An 18,888-nucleotide genomic window follows, 5' to 3' on the forward strand; every position below is an offset into this window, starting at 1 on the left:
CAAAGCCGGATGCTCGCTTTCTGTGTGTGGGGCCGCCGCTCCGCGCCGGCTAAGAAAAGAAGCGACCCGCGACGGAGCGCGGGTCCCACATTTTTTGCGCAGGTCCCACGTGTTTTCACGGTGTGGGGCCGCCGCTCCGCGGCGGCTTTTCCGAAAAAACTCCGGCTGGCCATCGCCCGTTGAGTGCCGCCTGCGGTTTTCGAAAAGCGCTTACTCATCCTCGCGTTCTCCTTCTTCCAGAGGCAACTCTCTGCCGAGACGGGCGCGGGTAAAGGCGGTGATGGCGTCGTACATGGCCCGCACCTCAGGCTGCAAAGCGCTGCGGTGGGCACGAACGGTTTCCCAATCCCCGCGTACCAGGGGCCCGGTGAGAAAACCCCAACCCCCCGCGCGGTGGGCGTGCTCGGCCGCAGTTTTGGCAAGGTTGGCCACGGCCTGAGGTGCTTTTTCCGCAGGAAAACCGGCCCGTTGCAGCTCTTCCCGGGCGGCCTGCAAAAGGGCGTAGACCAGTGGCCCGGCCAGGGCAGCGGCGGCATGGTACAGGGGCCATGTCAGGTTACTGACCTCTACCGGCAGCATCCCCAGGGCTTGGGCCAGCTCGCGGGCGGCCGCCACCGCCACCGGGTGGCCAGCGAGGGTGACCACCGCGCCCCGGAAATCCACCGGCGGCTCCAGGGGGTGAGGGAAGGCCAGCATCGGGTGGAACACCCCCGTGGCGAATCCGCCCTGGGCCAGGGGCTCCAGCACGGCGGGGCCCAGCGCGCCCGAGCAGTGGAGGATCACCGCTTGGGATGCCAGCCCCGGCGCCAGCGCCCGGGCGGTTTCTTCTATTTCGCGGTCGCGAACGGCCAGAAGCACCCGCGCGACCACCGGGAGCGGATCGTCGGCATCAAGCAGAAGTTGTTCCGGGAGCACCTTTCCCGCGTTGGCACGGCTTTCCGGAGAACGGCAAAGGATGCCAGCTAACGGCACGTCGCGTTGAGAAAGGCCCCGCGCCAGCTGCAATCCCAGCCGCCCTGCTCCCACAATGAGCCAAGGTTCCATAGCTTGTTCATGATAAGGTAAACTTGATACGCGGCAGGAACGGCTATGGGGGACCGTGGGGAACTTTCCGCTCGGGAGCGCTTGATCGTTTGTGAGGTAGTCTCGCTCTACCTCCAGAGCGGAGAGCCTGTGGCTTCGGGGGTGCTGGCCCAGGTTTCCCGCACCGGCCTGTCCTCGGCCTCGCTTCGCAACATCATGGCGGCCCTGGAAGAAAAGGGGCTGCTGGTCCAGCCCCACCCCTCGGCCGGCCGCATCCCCACCGACCGGGCGCTCAAGGTTTACGTGGAGACCCTGGCCCAGGAGGCGGCGCTGCCGGAAGGGGAAGCGCAAATCCTCGCCGCTCGTCTTCCCCGGGAAGGCTCGCTGGACGAGCTTTTGCAGCGGGTGAGTGGGGTTTTGGCGGAAACCACGGCGGAGGTGGGCCTGGCGGCGGCGCCGGCACCGCGGGAAGCTGCCCTGGAGGCCATGCACTTTGTAAGGGTTTCCCGGGATCGGGTGATGGCGGTTGTGGTCACCCAGGGTGGGCTGGTGGACTCCCGGCTTTTGCCCACCGACCGGGAGTACACCCCCGAGGACCTGGAGCGCATTTCCAACTACTGCACCCAGGAGTTTCGCGGTTTGCGGCTTTCGGAGGTGCGGACTAGGCTGCAGGGGGTGGTGGCGGAAGAGCGGGCGCGGGGGGACGCGCTTCTGGCCGGGGTTTTGGCGTTGACCCAAAAGGCCCTGGAAGGTGAGCTGGAAACCGGCGGCGAGCTTTTTACCCACGGCACCGAGCACCTTCTGGCCAAAGCGGGCCCCAAGGAGCTGGTGGCGGTGCGGGATTTCTTCCGCGCCCTGGCAGATAAGGCGTCGCTGCTCCAGCTTTTGGACGCCTACCTGGAAGCCCCCGGGCCACGGGTGATCTTTGGACCGGAGCTTTCTTTTGACGCTGAAGGTAAGCTCTCGCTGATCGTGACCTCGTTCCACTTGGAAAGCGGGGAAGAGGGTTTGGTGGGGGTGGTGGGCTTTAAGCGGATGGACTACCCACGCATTGTGCCCATTGTGGATTTTGTGGGTCGGTTCATCACGGCCATGGGTATGAGGAGGCTTTACCAGTATGAACGAGCATGAGGAAAAGGGCATCCAGGAGGTGCAAGACGAGGGCGAGGCCTCGTCTCCGGCGGAGGAATCACCTCCAGAAGAAGCTGCCGAGGTTGCCGGGGAGAGTGTGGACCAAGCCCTGCAGGAGGAGCTGGCGCGACTCCAGGACGAGCTGAACCGCTTTCGCGAGCTTTACCTGCGCAAGCTGGCCGATTTTGAAAACTTCCGCAAGCGCAAGGAAAAGGAAGTGGAGGACTTTCGCGCGGCGGCCCACGCCGATCTGGTGCGCGATGTGCTGCCGGTCTTGGACAACCTGGAAAGGGCGCTGGCGGTTCCGGAAGGGGACGGTTCGGGGATCCGCGCCGGCGTGGAGCTGGTGCTGCGCCAGCTTAAGGACGTCCTCACCCGCTACGGTTTGGTGGAGCTGAACCCGCTGGCGGAGGCTTTTGACCCCCGGTACCATGAGGCCATTGCCCGCCAGGAGCGGGAGGACCTGCAGTGCGATCAGGTGTTGGAGGTTTTGCAGAAAGGCTATACGCTTCGCGGCAAGCTCCTGCGTCCCGCGCTGGTGGTGGTGGGTGTCCCCAAAAAGGGCGAAAGCTCAGAGGGAAGCGAAGAGCCGGGCTCAGGAGAAGCCGACGGGAGCCGAGGTGACCCATGGGCGCCGTGATTGGCATTGACCTTGGTACCACCAACTCGTGCGCGGCGGTGGTAGAAGGGGCCCGCCCGGTGGTGATCCCCAACCGCGAAGGGGCCCGCACCACCCCCTCGGTGGTGGCGCTGGCGGCGGACGGTGAGCTTTTGGTGGGGCAAATTGCCCGTCGGCAAGCGGTGACCAACGCCAAAAACACGGTCTACGCGGTCAAGCGCCTGATGGGCCGAAAGTTCAATTCCCCGGAAGTGCACCGGGCGCGGGAGCTGGTGCCCTACGCCATCGTAGAGGCACCCAACGGCGATGCGTACGTGAGCATTGGCGGAAAGACCTTTTCTCCCCAGGAAATTTTTTCCTTCATCCTGCGGGAAATCAAGGAGTTTTCCGAGCAAGCTCTGGAGACGCAAATTACCGAGGCCATCATCACGGTTCCGGCTTATTTCGACGATGCCCAGCGGCAGGCCACCAAGGACGCCGGCACGTTGGCGGGCCTTAACGTGCTGCGCATCATCAACGAGCCCACGGCCGCCGCTCTCGCCTACGGTTTTGGCCGCGGAGGCGGCACCGAGCTGGTGGCCGTTTACGATTTGGGCGGCGGCACCTTCGATATTTCGATTCTGGAAATTGGCGAGGGGCTTTACGAGGTCAAGTCCACCTCCGGTGATACCTTCCTGGGGGGTGAGGACTTTGACGCCCGCATCATCGAGCTGCTTTTGGACCACTTCAAAAAGGAAACCGGTGTGGATTTGTCCTCGGATCCCATGGCCATGCAGCGGCTCAAGGAAGCGGCGGAGCAGGCCAAATGCCAGCTTTCTTCGGCAGAGGTGGCCACCATTTCCTTGCCGTTCATTGCCCAGGCGGGCTCCAAGGCGCTGCACCTCAACTACTCGCTCACCCGCGAACAGCTGGAAGACCTGGTGCGCGATTTGGTGCTTAAGACCCTCGAGCCCTGTCGCAATGCGCTGGAAGCTGCCAGGGTGAGTCCCGAGCAAATCAATCAGGTCATCTTGGTGGGAGGACAAACCCGCATGCCCTTGGTGACCCGGACGGTTGCTGAGTTTTTCCGCCGTGAGCCGTGCCGGGATATCAACCCCGATGAGGTCGTGGCTGTGGGGGCGGCCATTCAAGCCGGCATCATTCAAGGAGAAGTTAAGGACCTGGTGCTTTTGGATGTGACGCCGCTGTCTCTGGGGATCGAAACTCGTGGCGGGCTTTTCACCAAGCTCATCGAGCGTAACTCCACCATCCCCACCCGTGCCACGCAAATTTTCACCACCGTGGCCGACAACCAAAGGGCGGTGGAAATCCACGTTTTGCAGGGGGAACGGGAGCTGGCGGCGGAAAACCGCTCCCTGGGCAAGTTCGAGCTGGTGGGCATTCCCCCGGCGCCCCGGGGGGTGCCGCAAATCGAGGTGACCTTTGCCATTGACTCCAACGGCATCGTGCAGGTGACGGCGCGGGATGTGGCTTCCGGTAAGGAGCAGTCCATCCGCGTGAACCCGGCCGGGGGTTTGAGCCGGGAGGAAATTGACCGCATGATTGCGGAAGCCGACCGTTTCCGCCGCCAGGACCAGGAACGCAAGGAAATCCGCCTGCTGCGCAACCGCTTGGAGGGCCTGGTGTACAACAGCGAAAAGGTGTTCAAGCAGTTTGGCGACGCCCTGGAGCCGGACAAGCGCAAGGAAGCCCAGGAAACCTTGCAACGGGCCAAGCGGGTGCTGGCTTCCGAAGACAAGGCGGCCATCCAGGAAGCCATTGCTGCTATGCAAGAGGTCTCCCGTTGGTTTACCCATCTCATGATGGCGGATCCCACCAGGCTGCTTTCCGGACTTTCCGGGTCCAGCTCGGAGGAAAGCTAGGGTATGGCGGCCAAGCGGGACTACTACGAGGTCTTGGGGGTGAGCCGCAACGCCACCCAGGAGGAAATCAAAAAGGCTTACCGCCAACTGGCGCTCAAATACCACCCCGACCGGAACCCCGGCAACAAGGAGGCGGAGGAAAAGTTCAAAGAAGCGGCCGAAGCCTACGCGGTGCTTTCCGACCCGGAAAAGCGGGCCCATTACGATCGCTTTGGCCACGCCGGGGTTGGTGAGCAGCCCTTCACCGGCTTTTCTCCCGATATCTTCGCAGACTTTGCCGACATCCTCGGCAGCTTCTTTGGCTTTGAGGGGATCTTCGGGCGCCGGTCCTCTTCCGGTCCCCAGCGGGGCGCAGACCTCCGCACCGTGGTGCGGATTTCCTTTGAGGAAATGGCCTCGGGCGTGGAAAAGGTGCTGCACGTCCCGCGGGAGGAAAACTGCTCCACCTGCGGTGGAACCGGGGCCGCCCCGGGGAGTCAGCCGGTGACCTGCCGGGTTTGCGGCGGGCGGGGGCAGGTGCGCCTGAACCAGGGCTTCTTCTCCCTGGTGAGGACCTGCCCCCAGTGCGACGGCAGCGGGCGGGTGATCACCTCACCCTGCCGGGAATGCAACGGCAGCGGGCGGGTGGAACGGCGGCGGGAGGTGCGGTTTTCCATTCCCGCCGGCGTGGAAAACGGCACCCGCCTGCGGTTGGTGGGCCAGGGGGAGGAGGGGGTGAGGGGAGGCCCGCCCGGGGACCTTTACGTGCAAATTCAGGTGGAACCCCACGACGTGTTTGTGCGTCAGGGTGCGGACATCCACGTGGAAGTGGAGGTTTCTGCCTTCCTTGCCGCTCTGGGTGGGGAAATCGAGGTCCCCACGCTTTCCGGGACGCAAACGGTGCGTCTCCCCGAGGGGTCCCAGCCGGGTGACACGGTGATCCTGCGGGGGGAAGGCTTGCCGCGGGTGGGCAGAGGGGGACGGGGCGACCTGGTGGTGCACCTCAAGGTGGTGGTGCCGAAGAAACTTTCCGGAAAGCAGCGGGAGCTGCTGCGGCAGCTTCTGGCCGAAGACCAGAGCAAGGAAAGCTCGGTGTTCCGCAAGGTGCGGGATTTCCTGGAGGGCAACGGGTGAGGGAGCACTTCTTGACGCTTTCCTTCCGTTTGCCCAAGCACCAGGAGGAGAGCCTGCCGGAGCTGCTTACCCCCTGGCCGGTCCTGGGCTGCGAGGTGCGGGAGGTAAACGCCGAGGTGGAAGTGACGGTGTTTTTGCAAAACCAGGCCCGGGCCCTGCTTCCGCAACTGAAAGGTGCCCTGAAGAGCTTCGGTGCTCTGGATTTGGCGGAAGGCACACAGCCGGACCTGGACTGGATTGGCGAGTACCGGCAGCTGGCCCGCCCCTTCCGGGTGGGCCACCGCTTCTGGATTGACCCCCACCCCGACACCCCAACCCCGCCCCCGGCGGGGTGCATCCACCTGCTCATCGAGCCCCGCCAGGCCTTTGGCACTGGCAGCCACGAGTCCACCCAGCTCATGCTGCTGCTGTTGGAGGATCGTCCGCCGGTAGGGGCGCGGGTTTTAGACGTGGGCACCGGTTCGGGGGTTTTGGCGTTGGCGGCCAGGGCCCTGGGAGCCCGCTGGGTTTTGGGGTTCGATGTGGACGCCGATGCGGTTTTCGTGGCTTGCGAAACCGCCCATCTTCATCCGCAATGGCCGGTGGCACTTTTTGCTGGGCCCAGCCGGGCTTTGGCCCCGCGACCGGCTTTTGATTTGATCCTGGCCAACATGCTGGTGGAGCAGTTTGTGCCGCTTTTGCCCCGCCTGCGTCGGCTCGTACACCCCGGGGGAACGCTTTTCCTTTCCGGTCTTCTGGTGAGCCAGAAGGAAGCGGTGGCAGGGGAGCTGGCGGCCAGCGGCTTTGCGCTGGTGGGGGAAAAGCAGCTGGGGGAGTGGGCGGCGGTGGTGGCCTCACCGCGGTGACCCGGCTGGTTCTCCCTGGGGCTTCTTTAGCTGTGGGGGAAACCCTGGTTCCCCGCAGTGTGGCCCACCACGCCCGGGTCAACCGGGTGCTCCCGGGGGAACCGGTGGAGCTTTTGGACCTGGCCGGGCGTATCGCCGTGGGAAAGCTTTCCCGCTGGAACCCCGATGGCTCCTGCTGGGTGGAGGTTTTTGAGCTGGTGAGCGGACGGGGGGAACCTCCGCTGCCGCTCACCTTGGCTTTAGCTGTGCTCCATACCCAAGCCTTCGACTGGGCGGTGGAAAAGGCCACGGAGCTGGGGGCCACGGCGGTGGTGCCGGTGCTCACGGAGAGGGTGCAGGGCCGCAACCACGAAAAAAGGGTGGCCCGCTGGCAACGGGTGGCCTGCGCTGCGGTGGCCCAGTGCGGGCGCTCGCTGGCCCCCCAGGTGCGGGCCCCGCAGCCTCTGGGCAGCTTCCTGGCGGAAGCCCGGGGGTTAAAGCTCGTGGCGGATTTTGCAGGGCAAGCGGTATCTCGCCTGGGCCCCGCCGATGCGGAAGGGGTTGTGGTGCTGGTGGGTCCGGAAGGGGGCTTTAGTGAGCAAGAGCGCGCGGCCATTGTCGAAGCGGGCTTTTCCCGCGTGTACCTGGGGCCCCGTACCTTGCGTGCGGAAACCGCAGCCATGAGCGCTCTGGTGCTCGTGCAGTCGGCCCTGGGTTGGTGGACAAAGTAGCGGGGAGGCGTTACCTTAGGAATTGGTGTCGGGGAGGGTAGGCGCCCGCCCAGCACCAACTTGACGATGTTTCGCCGGGGCAGGGCAGCGGCACAAAGCCGAAATTGCAACCGGCTACGCTTTAGGCCAAGCATGGTCAAGTTGGTGCTGGGAGGAAAGTCCGAACTCCAGGTGGGAGCACGCTGGGTAACGCCCAGCCGCGGTAACGCGAGGGAAAGTGCCACAGAAAACATACCGCCCCGCACCACTTCCCCAAAAGGGGCCACCACGCCAGGGAAGGCCTCCTGGGCCAAAACCTGCGAGGCCGCCGTCCCTTGGGGAAGTGGTGCGGGGTAAGGGTGAAAAGGTGGGGTAAGAGCCCACCGCTCGGCCGGTGACGGCCGGGGCATGGCAAACCCCGTGCGGAGCAAGGCCAAATAGGGGGACCAACGGGCCCCACCCCCGGTGGCGCCAAAAGCGCCGGGTCCCCGGGTAGGCCGCTTGAGCTGGCAGGTAACTGCCAGCCCAGAGGAATGGGTGCCCTCGACAGAATTCGGCTTACAGCCCTCCCCGACGCCGTTTTTTCTTGCCTCTTCGTGGTGTTCTGGCGCTGGTCCCGTCCGGCCCAGGGACTCACGGTACAATGCCGGCGTGAACCTGAGTAAGCCGTTGCCTCCGCCTCTGGTCCCCGGCGATGGGATCGGGGTATGGGCGCCCGCCAGCGCTCCCCGGTGGGAGGAGGTGGAGCGGGGGGTGGAGGTGTTGCGCCGCGCCGGTTTTATGGTGAAGCTGGCCGCCAACGTGGGCACCAAAACCGGCTACCTGGCGGGAAGCGACGGGGAAAGGCTTGGGGGGCTTTCCGAGCTTCTGGACTCAGGCTGCAAAGCGCTGTGGGCGGTGCGGGGTGGCTACGGGGTTATGCGCTTGTTGCCTGCCATCCCGTGGGACGTGCTGGCCGGCTGGGGCGGTTTTCTCATTGGCTATTCAGACATCACCGCCCTCCACGCCGCAGCGCTTGAAAGGCTTCCTTACGCTACCCTTCACGGCCCTATGATTACCTCGCTGGGTCGTTCAGCGGAGGCCACCGCGCGGGTCTTGGGCTTTCTGCAGGGCCAGGTCCCTTCGGTGCTCTTCCGTTTTTCGCAACAAAAAGTCCTCCGCGCCGGTGTGGCCAGGGGCTTCCTCATGGGGGGCAACCTTTCGCTCTTAGCCTCGCTGGTGGGAACACCTTTCGAGCCCCCCTGGGAAGGGGCGGTGGTGGCGTTGGAGGACGTGGAGGAGCCGGGGTACCGGCTGGACCGCATGCTCACGCAGCTGGCGTTAGCCGGCAGGTGGGAACGGGTGGCAGCGGTGGTGGTGGGGAAGATGGCCCGCTGCGGACGCGGGGAAGCAAGTTTCCGCGAGGCCTGGCACCGGCGTTTGCTGGAAGTGGTTCCCGAGGGCTGCCCGGTGGTCGTGGATTTGCCCTTCGGCCACGTGCGCCGCAACCTGGCCTTCCCGCTGGGGGTTGGGGTGGTTTTAGATACCGAAAAAGGTGTGCTCACCATGGAGGGTGCCTGTGCTTAAGGTCAAACCCACGCAGCTTTCCGAACCTTTGAAGGCAAAGCTCGAGCGCTTTCCGGCAGGGGCGACGATTTTTAAAGAAGGCGACCCCGGCTACGAGATGTTCATCATCTTTTCGGGAACGGTGCGCATTTCCCGCACCGTGGCTGGCGCTGAGGAGGAGCTGGCCAAGCTCAAAAAGGGCGATTTCTTCGGGGAAATGGCGGTGCTAGAGGACTACCCCCAGCGCTCGGCCACCGCCCAGGCCGTAACCGAGGTGGAGGTTTTGCGCCTGGGGAAGGCCGAGCTTTTGGAGTTTTTAAAAAACCAAAAGGCGGCCTTGGGGCTTTTGGAGCGCCTTTCCGCCCGTTTGCGGGAAACCACCGAGCGCTTGGCCAAGCTCACCCGCACGCCGGCCAGCTCGTTTTTGCCGCCGTTGCCCGCCAGTCAGGGGATTGAAGGGTGGGCGGTGCTGGTGCACGAGCCCTCCGGGCGATTCTTCCCGCTGCGGCCGGTGGGGGAAACCACCATTGGACGGCACGACTCGGTGACCGGGGTGACGCCGGATGTGGACCTCTCCAGCCTTGACCCTCAGGCTTCCGTTTCCCGTCGTCATGCGGTTATCAGAGCCGAAAACGATGGGCTTTATCTGGTGGAGATAAACCCCCATACAAACGGGACGTTTCTCAACACGCTGCGGTTGGAAACCCACAAGCCCTACAAGGTGATGGAGGCGGATTGGGTGCAGGTGGGGAACGTGCTGCTGCAGGTGCGCATCTTGGCCAACCCCCGCCCGCCGGCGGCATGAGCCTTTCACTTACCAGCGAGCTTGTAAGCCTTCCGGGCATCGGCCCGGCCCGCGCCCGACAGCTCCGGCAACACGGGCTTTTTACGGTGGCCGATGTGCTTTGGTACCTCCCCTACCGCTACGAAGACCGCTCCAACCCCACACCCATCGGGAGCCTGACGGTCCCCGATGTGGCGGTTACGGTGGTGGGGGAGGTTTGCGATGTGCGGGAGCGAAGGGCCCGCACCCGCAACCTCCATCTGGTGGAGGCGCTGGTCCAGGACCACACCGGCGCCATTCCGGTGGTGTGGTTTAACCAGCCCTACGTGGCCAAAAGCCTCAAACCCGGAACCCGCCTGTGGCTTTACGGCACGGTTCGCCTGGCCAAAAGCGGCTGGGGTTTGCAGCTGGTTTCCCCGGAGTGGGAGGTGGAGGAGGACAAAGAGCCCCTGCACCTGGGACGGGTGGTGCCGGTATACCGCCGTTTGGGTCCGCTGGGAGGCCGGTTCCTGCGCAGTCTGGCGGCCAGGATCCTGCAGCGGGTGGATATTGGGCCGTCGCTTCTGGACGAGGTGCTTCCCCCGGGATACCCGCCGCTGGCCCAGGCCTTCGCCCGGGTTCACTTCCCCGAGCTCACCGGTGGGCAAGACGAGGCGACCCGCCTGTGGCAGGAGCTGGCCCGGCGCACCTCCCCCTTTCACCGTCGCCTGGCGCTGGAGGAGTTTGCGGGTTTGGCCCTGGTTTTGGAAAAAACTCGCGCCGCCCGGGAGCGAATCCCCGCCCCGGTTTGCCAGGTGAGCGATCGGGAGCGGGCCTGGGCCCGGGCCATGCTGCCCTTTCCCCTGACGGCCGCGCAAAAGCGGGCGGTGGCGGAAATCGTGGCCGACCTGCAAAAGCCCACGCCCATGGCGCGGCTGCTGCAGGGGGACGTGGGCTCCGGCAAAACCGTGGTGGCGGCCTTGGCTTGCCTGGTGGTGTTGGCCTCGGGGTACCAGGTGGCCTTTTTGGCCCCCACCGAGGTGCTGGCCCAGCAGCACTTTGCCACGCTTTCCCGGCTCTTTTCGCCCACCCCCTTTCCCGTGCTGGTGCTCACCGGTTCCATGTTCGCGGCTGAAAAGGCGGAGGTGCGGGAGGTTTTGGCCCAGGGCCAGCCGGCGCTGGTGGTGGGGACCCATGCGTTGCTGGAGGAAACGGTGGCTTTCCCGCGCCTGGGCATGGCGGTGGTGGACGAGCAGCACCGCTTTGGCACCAGCCAGCGGCAGAAGCTGGTGGAAAAGGGGGCCTCCCCACACCTGTTGGTGATGACCGCCACGCCCATTCCCCGCTCTTTGGCCTTGAGCCTTTACGGGGACCTGGAGGTCTCGGTCCTGGATGAGCTGCCCCCTGGCCGGAAGCCGGTGCGCACGGTCATCCGGGAGCGGGACGCGCTGCCGCGCCTTTTGGACTTCATCCGCAGGGAAGTGGCGGAAGGGGGGCGGGTGTACTGGGTTTTCCCGGTGATTGAGGAGTCCGAGGCCCTTTCCCTGAAAGCCCTCAAGGCCCACGAACGCGCCCTCAAGCGGTTGCTGCCGGAAATCCCCTGCGGCACGGTGCATGGCCGCATGGCCGCGGCCGACCGCGATCGGGTGATGCGGGCCTTTGCCGCCGGCGAGGTTTCCGTGCTTTTTGCCACCACCGTCATTGAAGTGGGCGTGGATGTGCCGGAAGCCAGCCTCATGGTCATTGAAAACCCCGAGCGTTTTGGCCTGGCCCAGCTCCACCAGCTCCGCGGGCGGGTGGGCCGGGGGCGAAGGCGTTCTTTTTGCGTTTTGCTTTTGGGTGAAAACGTCAGCCCAGAGGCCCGTAAGCGGCTGGAGTTTTTCGCTGCCACCAACGATGGTTTTGCGGTGGCCGAGGAGGACTTCCGCTTGCGCGGGCCCGGGGAGTTTACCGGCCTGCGCCAGTGGGGGCGACCGGAGTTTCGGGCGGCCAGCTTCTTTGTCCATCAGCAGGAGCTGGAGCTGGCCCGTCGCCTGGTGCGGACGCTCTTTTCCCAGGGCCGACAGCAGGAGCTGGAGCGGGGGCTGCTGCTTCCCCCCTCCCTGGGACAGGAGATCCCACCGGCGTAAAGTTCGCTACAATTTGCCCGTGGCGAATACGGAACACGTAAACCTCCTGCTTTCCGCTTCCTGGGAAGCGTTTCGCAAGCAAAACCCCCGTATCGTTCCCGACCTCACCGGTGCCGACCTGCGGGGGCAGGATTTAAGCGGCCGGGACCTTTCCCGGGCGGTGTTGCGCAACGCCGATCTCCGGGGTGCCAACCTCAGCGGCGCCAACCTGAGCCTTTCGGTGGTGGACGGCGCCCTGCTGGAAGGGGCCAACCTGGAAGGGGTGGATTTCACCGGCGTGCGCTTGGACCTCATCGCCCTGCGCCAGTGCTGCCTCCGCCGGGCCACCTTCCGGCAGGCCAGCTTCCGGGGCACCGACTTTTCCGGTGCCGACCTTTCCGAGGCCGACCTTTCCCAGGCCAACCTGGAAGGGGCGGTGTTGCGGGGGGCCAAGCTCGTCAAAGCCAACCTGGCCGGCGCCACCTTGCGGGGGGCTTCCCTGGAGGAGGCGGACTTAAGCGGCGCTTGCCTGGACAAGGCGTGGGCGGAGGGTGTGGATTTTTCCGGTCTTCGTCTTGCCGGCGCAAGCTTTGTGGGGTTTTACGGCGTGCGGGCCAACTTCAACCGCGCCAATCTGGAAGGAGCGGTGTTTCGCGAAGCCACCCTGCGGGAGGCCAGCTTCCTGGGCGCTGAGCTTACCGGGGCCCTGCTGGAAAAGTGCGACGCCAACAAGAGCTCGTGGCTGGAGGCCGATTTGCAGGGGGCTCGCATCACCGCCTGCGACATGCAGGCGTGCGACCTGCGCAAGGCCAACCTGCGAGACGCCTCACTCACCGCGGTGCAACTGGCGGCTTCCAACCTGGCAGGGCAGGACCTGCGCTTGCCGAAGCTTGAAGGTGTGGTGCTGGTGCGGGCGGTGCTCACCGGGGCGGTGCTGCGTGGCCTCACCCTCAGCAAGATGCGTTTGGAGCAAGCGCGCCTGGAGGGCGCCGACCTCAGGGAGGCCGACCTGGAAGCGGCGGTGCTGGACGAGGCGGTTTTATCCGGTGCCACCCTGCGGGGCGCCAAGCTGCGGCAAGCCAGGCTTTCCCGGGTGCAGGCGGACGACGCCGATCTTTCCGGCTGCGATTTGGTGCTGGCGGACCTTTCCGGTGCTGACCTTTTGCGGGCGGACTTGCGGTTTTCCCGCTTGGTGGGGGCTGACTGTCGCCACGCTCACATGCAGTGGGCGGACCTCCGCCATGCGGATTTCTCGAAAGCGGTGATGTCCGGGGCCAACCTGTGGGGTTGTCGGGTGCGGGGGACCAAGTTGCCAGCCTCGGCCTTTTACTGGCGCTTCCTCCTGTTTTTTGCCGGTCTCGTGGTAGCCGCCCGCAGGAAGCGGCAGGAGTCCCTCCAGAAGGAGCACCAGCGGCGCATTCGGGAAACCGTCAAGCTGGTGCGGGAAATGGAGGAAAAAGACCCGATCCTTCGCCGGGCGGGCGTGCCCCGGAAGTGACGCTAGCTACGAAGCGCTACCGAGCGCCAATACGGAGGGGTCCCACCTCTACGAAATCCAGACCGGCAAGCTGGCGATGCAGGGCCACAATGGCCTCCACCGGCCCGGCAAAAGTGCAGGTCGCGCGGTATTCAAAGTGGTGCACCGGTGCATAAAGTTCGGGTCCCCTGGCGGCGTTGTCTTGGGCCTGCTCTTCTTCCTTGTTGCGGACCTCCACCCCTGGTGGTAGCTCGGAAAAGAAGCTCTTCTTGATTTGCCCGGCAAGTTCGGGTGAAAAAACCCGGGCCCTGGCCTCAAACAGGAGCTCGACGATGGTTTTCCTCTCTTTAAGCTCCAGCCGCAGCTCCTGGTGGGCTTTCTCCAGCGCTTCCGCCAAACGGTTTGCGAGATTAGCCCGCACCAAAAGCCTCTGGTGAGGGCCCAGCTTCAGAAGGCTCGCCAAAGACTCACGTTCCAAATCGAGCTCGGCTTCGCAAAAAACGCCCTGGGGGTCCCCGGCGCCCCACACAAAACCGTGGACGAAGCCCCGTACGATTTCTTTGTCGCCCTTGACCACAAAAAGTTCCCAGCTCATAAGCACCTCACCCGAAGAACACCAGCGTTGCCAAGATGAAGGTGGGGATCAAAACCGGCAACGTGTACTTGAAGATGTAACCGAAGAACGAAGGCATGGGCACCCCTTGCTCTTCGGCAATGGACTTCACCATGAAGTTGGGAGCGTTGCCGATGTAGGTGTTCGCCCCCATGAACACCGCTCCGGTGGCGATGGCTTGCAGGTAGGCGTGGTTTTCGGAAATGAGCTGGAGGATGGCCTGCCGCTCCGGAACGCCCGGATAAAGCCGGCCCAAAGCTGTGGAGAGGAAGGTCAAGTAGGTGGGGGCGTTATCCAAGAACGAGGAGAGGCTCCCGGCGGCCCAGAAAAAGTGAGCCGGCGTTTGCACCGCTTTGATGATGAAGGCTAAAGCCCCGTGCTCACCGGCGCGGAGCATCGCGAGAGCAGGGATGATCGTGGCAAAAATGCCGGCAAAAAGGATGGCCACTTCGCGGATGGGTTCCCAGGAGAACTCGTTTTCCTTCCGAACCTGGCGCGGCGTGGTGAGCCAAGAGCCAGCAAACATCGCCAAAAGAAAAGCGTCCCGCAGCAAGTTCTGTACGTGCTGATGAACCCCAAGGATGTTCACCTCGCCCAGACGCAGAACGCCGGAAGCGATGACCGCAGCCAAGACCCCGGCCAAAAAGAAGAAGTTATGCCAGCCCTCAATGCGGAGCTTTTCTTCACCCATGTGCTTTTCCCGCACTTCCGGCGTTTCCCGCGACCAAAGGTAGCGGTCCAGAGCGATGTAGGTCCCCAAAACGATGGCGGCCACCAGAAGCATCTCCTTCCAGATGGTGAGCGTCCAGAAGAACGGCACCCCGTGAAGGAAGCCCAAAAACAGCGGTGGGTCACCAAGCGGAGTCAATGCGCCGCCAATGTTGGCCACCAGGAAAATAAAGAAAACCACCGTGTGGGAACGGTACCGGCGGTGTTTGTTGGCGCGCAAAAGCGGGCGAATGAGCAGCATGGCCGCGCCGGTGGTGCCGATCCACGAGGCAAGCACCGTGCCAATGAGCATGATGGCGGCGTTCACCGCCGGAGTGCCCCGCAGCGAACCACGCACGTAAATGCCGCCGCCAATGGTGAAAAGCGTGCCAATGAGGATGATGAAGGGGATGTAGTCCACGATGGCCATGTGCAGCACCTCGTGGATGGCCGGTGCCCCGTAGGTGCCTACAAACGGCACCAGCAGGATGAGAGCCCAAAAAGCCGCCACTTTCGGGTAATGGTGATGCCAAAAGTGGGGTGCCAACAGCGGAAAAAGGGCAATGGAAAGCAAGATTCCCGCAAAGGGCAAGCCGCTCCAGGCGGGCAGCACCGTGCCCAAATCCACACCGCCCTCGGCGGCCGCCAGAACCCCAGGGAAGAACAACAGGCACCCACCAACCAAACCCACAATTCGCCCCATGCCCACCTCCCTCCGCCTTAGGGCGGAGATGCAAAGCTTAACACCCGCCCGTCCGTCTTTCCAAAGCTCTTTCCGCTTGCTTAGGGTTGTGCTTTGGCGCAGGATAAAGGGGGAGGGAAGCATGGTTCCGGTGGTGGATAACCTGGGGATGCGGGCCGCCGACCGCCACACCATTGAGGAGCTGGGTTTGCCCAGCCTGGTGCTCATGGAGCAAGCGGCCGCTGCGGTGAACGCGGCGGTGGAGGAGCGATGCGAAAGCACAGACCTGGTGGTGGTGCTGTGCGGGCGGGGCAACAACGGCGGCGACGGCCTGGCCATGGCCCGTCAGCGCCACGCCAGCGGGGGCCTGGTGGAAGCGGTGCTGGTGGCGGACCCCGGGGAGCTTTCCCAGGACGCGGCCGTGCAGTGGGAGCTGGCGGGTCGTTTTGGGGTACCCCGCCGGGTGCTCACCGAGGAAGGGTTACCGGCGCTGGAGGAGCTTTTGACGAAGGCCGCAGTGGTGGTGGATGCCCTTTACGGCACTGGCTTGGACCGGGCCCTTTCCGGCCTTCCCGCCCAGGTCGTGGAGCTCATCAACACCGTGGAGGGCGAGGTGGTGGCGGTGGACATCCCCTCGGGTCTTTCGGGCAACAGCGGGGTGCTTTTGGGCCCGGCGGTGGAAGCCGACCTCACGGTGACCTTTGGGGCGCTGAAGTGGGTGCACGTGCTTTCTCCCGCGGCCCTCTGCTGCGGGGATGTGGTGGTGGCCGACATTGGCATCCCCCAGGCGGCCGTGGAAAAGGTGGCCAGCGGCTTTGTCCTGGAAGACCAGGACGTGGCGGATTTCCTTCCCCACCGCGCCCCCGATGCCCACAAGGGGCACTTCGGCCATTTGCTGCTGGTGGCTGGGCGGCGAGGGAGAGCCGGGGCGGCTGCGCTGGCAGCCAAAGCCGGGGTGAGGGGTGGGGCGGGCTTGGTAACCGTTGCCACGGCGGTGGACGCGGTGAGCCCCATTCAAGCGCAGGTGCCCGAGGCCATGGTGGACCCCTTGCCCACCGGAGAAGACGGCAGCGTCAGCGGGGAGGGCATCGAGGAAAGCTTAGGCAAGGCCACGGCGGTGGCCGTTGGGCCGGGGTTGGGCTTGGGCGAGGGTCCCCGCCGCTTGCTTTCGCGCATCCTCGAGCTCTGGTCGGGGCCGCTGGTTTTGGACGCCGATGCGCTAACGCTTCTCGCCGGCCAGCTGGAAAAGCTAAAAGGGAGAACCGCACCTACCGTTTTAACCCCACACCCCGGGGAGCTGGCGCGGCTTTTGGGAGTTACCTCCGCGCAAGTGCAGGAGGACCGCCCGGCCTGGGCACGGAAGGCTGCCGAGCTTTGCGGTGGCACGGTGGTTTTGAAGGGCTTTCACACCCTGGTGGCGGAAGCCGAAGGCCCCCTTTGGATCAACCCAACGGGTTCCCCGGGCCTGGCCAGCGGCGGCGCCGGGGATGTGCTCACAGGGTTAATTGGCTCTTTCCTGGCGCAGGGGTTGCCGGCAAAGCAGGCGGCAGCTCTGGGTGTGTTTTTGCACGGGCGCGCTGCCGAGCTTGCCGGCAAGCGTTTCCCAGGGGCAGTGCCGGCCTCGGTGGTGGCGCGGATGATCCCCAGGGCCGAAGCCGAGCTACGGGAGCTGGTGTGGTGACGGCGGGCGGTTGGCTTTTCCTCCCGGACCCCGAGGCCACCGAGCTTGCGGGGGAGCGTTTGGCGTCAGAGCTGCGCCCCGGGGACCTGCTTTTGCTGGAGGGTCCCTTGGGAGCCGGAAAAACCACGCTTATCCGCGGGCTGGTGCGCGGCCTGGGTGGGGATCCCGGGGAGGTTTGCTCGCCCACCTTTATCCTCAGGGAAACCTACGCGGTGGCAGGACCAGGTGGCATTCGCCGGCTGCACCACTTGGACCTTTACCGTCTCCGCGGTAAAAAGCAAAGCCCCTGGCACGAGCTGGGCTTGGACGAGCTTCTGGATGACCCGGCGGCGGTCACCGCCGTGGAGTGGCCGGACGACCTGCCCCCTGCGGGTTTGGCCCCGCGGGTGCTGCACCTCCGTTTGCGCTGGCAAGGGGAGGGGAGGGAGCTGGAAGCCCAGTGGGAAACGGTGCCTTGCCCGTCCTTTAGCGCTTGAAAAAGCCGGTGGTTGGCTTATCTGGAGTGGCCCGCCCCCCGAGGGAAGCAATTTGCTGGTTCAGCTCCTTGATGCGTTCCTGCAATCGCTTGATGGTTTCCGCGTTTTCCGCTTCAATGCGCGCCTTTTCCGCGCGCAGGGCTTCTAGCTGGTTGCGCAGCTCGGCAGCTAACGTGGTGTTGGAGCTCATCTCCTGGCGGAGGCTTGTAATTTGCGCCTGCAGGTCGGCAATGAGCTCGTCCTTTTCCTGCATGCGCTGCCGCCACCTTTCCTCTTGCTCTTCGTAGAGCCTCTTGACCTCCATGAGCTCCATGATTTCAGCAAAGTCAGCGGGCGACGGCGCCATACCTTCCTCCCGGTACTTCTCCTCAATGTTGGGGAACATCTTGCGCAGCTTCAAGGAGAGGTCTTCGGGGTCCAAAGACTTCTCCATGGCCACGCGGTAATCAATGACGTTATTGACCAAAAGCGCCAAAAGGCTTTGGTTCATGGACTGCATGCGGTAGTAAGCCACGGACGATTCGATTTCCTCGTGGATTTCCTTGATTTCACCGGCTTCGATGTGCTTGGCCACTTTCGGCGAGTTGATAAGCACCTCCACCGCCGGCACCAAACCCTGCCCGTCCTTGCGCGGCACCAGCTGCATGGACATCACCGCCCGCAGCACCTGGGCTAGCTGCGAGCGCACCTGCTCCTGCTGCTCAGGGGGGAAGGCGTCAATGATGCGGTCCACCGTTTGGCTGGCGGAGTTGGTGTGCAGCGTGGAAAACACCAGATGCCCGGTTTCGGCAGCGGTGATCACCGTGGCAATGGTTTCCAAATCCCGCATTTCCCCCACCATGATCACGTCGGGGTCCTGGCGCATGGCGTTGCGCAGGGCTTCCCGGAAGGAGGGGGTGTCGGTGCCTACCTCCCGCTGGGAAACCGTGGCCAGATGATCCGCAAACAAAAACTCAATGGGATCCTCGATGGTCACCACGTGGCAGGGGCGGGTTTTAATGATGTCCTGAATGATGGCCGCCAGCGTCGTGGATTTGCCCGAGCCCGTGGGTCCGGTGATGAGCACCAACCCCGCCGGGTACTGGGCAAAGCTGGCCACCACTTTAGGCAGGTTGAGATCGTCGTAGTTTTTGATTTCAAAGGGGATGCGGCGGAAAACCGCAGCAATGGAGCCGCGCTGCTGGAAGATGTTGCACCTGAAACGCGCCACCCCGGGCACCCCGTAGCCGATGTCCACCGACTGGCGCTCGTCGAACTTTTGCTTTTGCGCCGGGGTCAAAAGCGGCAGCACCATGCTTTCCACCTCCGCCGGCTTCAGCGGCGGGGATTTAATGGGCATGAGCTTGCCGTCAATGCGAACCATGGGCGGGCGCATGGGCTTCAGGTGAAGGTCCGAGGCGCCCTTCTTGGTCATGAAGCGCAAGAGGTCATCCAGGGACAGCGCGGTTTCCATCCCTTTGACTTTACCACAAGCCCGAGGCCCAGGGAGCCCGGTTTTTAAAACCCAGGTCAAGGGGCTTCGGTTAGAATCGGGCGGCGGACGGACTCGGGAG

General features: G+C 64.3%; 16 protein-coding genes and 1 other RNA gene. 13 read left to right on the forward strand and 4 right to left on the reverse strand.

Translation table 11 applies throughout. The annotated features are described in order from the left end of the window. Positions 1-210: 210 nt before the first annotated feature. On the reverse strand, positions 211-1,044 hold the full coding sequence (locus tag EG19_RS14255; protein WP_053334881.1) for a Rossmann-like and DUF2520 domain-containing protein: 834 nt from the start codon (positions 1,042-1,044) through the stop codon (positions 211-213). Between the two features lie 45 nt (positions 1,045-1,089). On the opposite strand from EG19_RS14255, the gene hrcA reads away from it, so the two are divergent. From hrcA to EG19_RS12400, 11 genes are all read left to right on the forward strand, one after another. After that, entirely contained in the window at positions 1,090-2,154 is a 1,065-nt protein-coding gene (gene hrcA / locus EG19_RS04405) for a heat-inducible transcriptional repressor HrcA (RefSeq protein ID WP_038048013.1), read from the forward strand. After that, entirely contained in the window at positions 2,141-2,794 is a 654-nt protein-coding gene (gene grpE / locus EG19_RS04410; protein WP_053334882.1) for a nucleotide exchange factor GrpE, read from the forward strand. The genes hrcA and grpE overlap by 14 nt, the downstream gene beginning before the upstream one ends. After that, positions 2,782-4,635, forward strand: a complete 1,854-nt coding sequence (gene dnaK / locus EG19_RS04415) for a molecular chaperone DnaK (protein WP_053334883.1) — start codon at positions 2,782-2,784, stop codon at positions 4,633-4,635. Before grpE ends, dnaK begins: the two co-directional genes overlap by 13 nt. A 3-nt stretch (positions 4,636-4,638) precedes the next feature. Next, entirely contained in the window at positions 4,639-5,748 is a 1,110-nt protein-coding gene (dnaJ, locus tag EG19_RS04420) for a molecular chaperone DnaJ (protein WP_038048015.1), read from the forward strand. Continuing rightward, a complete protein-coding gene (locus EG19_RS12390; RefSeq protein ID WP_053334884.1) occupies positions 5,745-6,593 on the forward strand; it encodes a 50S ribosomal protein L11 methyltransferase in 849 nt (282 codons plus the stop codon). Before dnaJ ends, EG19_RS12390 begins: the two co-directional genes overlap by 4 nt. Further along, positions 6,590-7,303 (forward strand): RsmE family RNA methyltransferase, encoded by a 714-nt coding sequence (locus EG19_RS04430; protein WP_161685376.1) that lies wholly within the window; start codon positions 6,590-6,592, stop codon positions 7,301-7,303. The genes EG19_RS12390 and EG19_RS04430 overlap by 4 nt, the downstream gene beginning before the upstream one ends. Before the next feature lie 76 nt (positions 7,304-7,379). Beyond that, positions 7,380-7,854, forward strand: an RNA gene (rnpB, locus tag EG19_RS12405) — RNase P RNA component class A. A 79-nt stretch (positions 7,855-7,933) separates the two neighbouring features. Beyond that, positions 7,934-8,848 (forward strand): S66 peptidase family protein, encoded by a 915-nt coding sequence (locus EG19_RS04435; protein WP_081799906.1) that lies wholly within the window; start codon positions 7,934-7,936, stop codon positions 8,846-8,848. Continuing rightward, positions 8,841-9,632: a cyclic nucleotide-binding domain-containing protein gene (locus tag EG19_RS13890; protein ID WP_053334887.1), complete on the forward strand. Its 792-nt coding sequence runs from the start codon at positions 8,841-8,843 to the stop codon at positions 9,630-9,632. The genes EG19_RS04435 and EG19_RS13890 overlap by 8 nt, the downstream gene beginning before the upstream one ends. Beyond that, positions 9,629-11,719: an ATP-dependent DNA helicase RecG gene (gene recG / locus EG19_RS04445; RefSeq protein ID WP_038048017.1), complete on the forward strand. Its 2,091-nt coding sequence runs from the start codon at positions 9,629-9,631 to the stop codon at positions 11,717-11,719. The genes EG19_RS13890 and recG overlap by 4 nt, the downstream gene beginning before the upstream one ends. Positions 11,720-11,738: 19 nt before the next feature. Beyond that, on the forward strand, positions 11,739-13,196 hold the full coding sequence (locus tag EG19_RS12400) for a pentapeptide repeat-containing protein (RefSeq protein WP_053334888.1): 1,458 nt from the start codon (positions 11,739-11,741) through the stop codon (positions 13,194-13,196). Between the two features lie 16 nt (positions 13,197-13,212). On the opposite strand, the gene EG19_RS04460 is transcribed toward EG19_RS12400, so the two are convergent. Both EG19_RS04460 and EG19_RS04465 read right to left on the reverse strand, forming a co-directional pair. Then, on the reverse strand, positions 13,213-13,770 hold the full coding sequence (locus EG19_RS04460; protein ID WP_038048019.1) for a hypothetical protein: 558 nt from the start codon (positions 13,768-13,770) through the stop codon (positions 13,213-13,215). 7 nt (positions 13,771-13,777) lie between these two features. After that, on the reverse strand, positions 13,778-15,199 hold the full coding sequence (locus EG19_RS04465) for a sodium:proton antiporter (RefSeq protein ID WP_081799909.1): 1,422 nt from the start codon (positions 15,197-15,199) through the stop codon (positions 13,778-13,780). A 121-nt stretch (positions 15,200-15,320) separates the two neighbouring features. On the opposite strand from EG19_RS04465, the gene EG19_RS04470 reads away from it, so the two are divergent. Next, on the forward strand, positions 15,321-16,859 hold the full coding sequence (locus tag EG19_RS04470; RefSeq protein WP_038048022.1) for a bifunctional ADP-dependent NAD(P)H-hydrate dehydratase/NAD(P)H-hydrate epimerase: 1,539 nt from the start codon (positions 15,321-15,323) through the stop codon (positions 16,857-16,859). Then, positions 16,853-17,335: a tRNA (adenosine(37)-N6)-threonylcarbamoyltransferase complex ATPase subunit type 1 TsaE gene (gene tsaE, locus EG19_RS04475; protein ID WP_053334889.1), complete on the forward strand. Its 483-nt coding sequence runs from the start codon at positions 16,853-16,855 to the stop codon at positions 17,333-17,335. Before EG19_RS04470 ends, tsaE begins: the two co-directional genes overlap by 7 nt. Here the strand turns inward: tsaE and EG19_RS04480 are convergent. Beyond that, complete coding sequence (locus EG19_RS04480; RefSeq protein ID WP_081799911.1) at positions 17,325-18,788, reverse strand: PilT/PilU family type 4a pilus ATPase; 1,464 nt, start codon at positions 18,786-18,788, stop codon at positions 17,325-17,327. The genes tsaE and EG19_RS04480 overlap by 11 nt on opposite strands. Between the last annotated feature and the right edge of the window lie 100 nt (positions 18,789-18,888).

Origin of the sequence: Thermoanaerobaculum aquaticum (genome assembly GCF_000687145.1) — a bacterium.
Lineage (GTDB): Bacteria > Acidobacteriota > Thermoanaerobaculia > Thermoanaerobaculales > Thermoanaerobaculaceae > Thermoanaerobaculum > Thermoanaerobaculum aquaticum.

What these genes read in the sequence shown, in the direction of transcription:
- EG19_RS14255 (WP_053334881.1), bottom strand. Translation starts at nt 1,044, where the DNA reads ATGGAACCTTGGCTCATTGTGGGAGCAGGGCGGCTGGGATTGCAGCTG.
- hrcA (WP_038048013.1), top strand. Translation starts at nt 1,090, where the DNA reads ATGGGGGACCGTGGGGAACTTTCCGCTCGGGAGCGCTTGATCGTTTGT.
- grpE (WP_053334882.1), top strand. Translation starts at nt 2,141, where the DNA reads ATGAACGAGCATGAGGAAAAGGGCATCCAGGAGGTGCAAGACGAGGGC.
- dnaK (WP_053334883.1), top strand. Translation starts at nt 2,782, where the DNA reads ATGGGCGCCGTGATTGGCATTGACCTTGGTACCACCAACTCGTGCGCG.
- dnaJ (WP_038048015.1), top strand. Translation starts at nt 4,639, where the DNA reads ATGGCGGCCAAGCGGGACTACTACGAGGTCTTGGGGGTGAGCCGCAAC.
- recG (WP_038048017.1), top strand. Translation starts at nt 9,629, where the DNA reads ATGAGCCTTTCACTTACCAGCGAGCTTGTAAGCCTTCCGGGCATCGGC.
- EG19_RS04460 (WP_038048019.1), bottom strand. Translation starts at nt 13,770, where the DNA reads ATGAGCTGGGAACTTTTTGTGGTCAAGGGCGACAAAGAAATCGTACGG.
- EG19_RS04465 (WP_081799909.1), bottom strand. Translation starts at nt 15,199, where the DNA reads ATGGGGCGAATTGTGGGTTTGGTTGGTGGGTGCCTGTTGTTCTTCCCT.
- EG19_RS04470 (WP_038048022.1), top strand. Translation starts at nt 15,321, where the DNA reads ATGGTTCCGGTGGTGGATAACCTGGGGATGCGGGCCGCCGACCGCCAC.
- EG19_RS04480 (WP_081799911.1), bottom strand. Translation starts at nt 18,788, where the DNA reads ATGGAAACCGCGCTGTCCCTGGATGACCTCTTGCGCTTCATGACCAAG.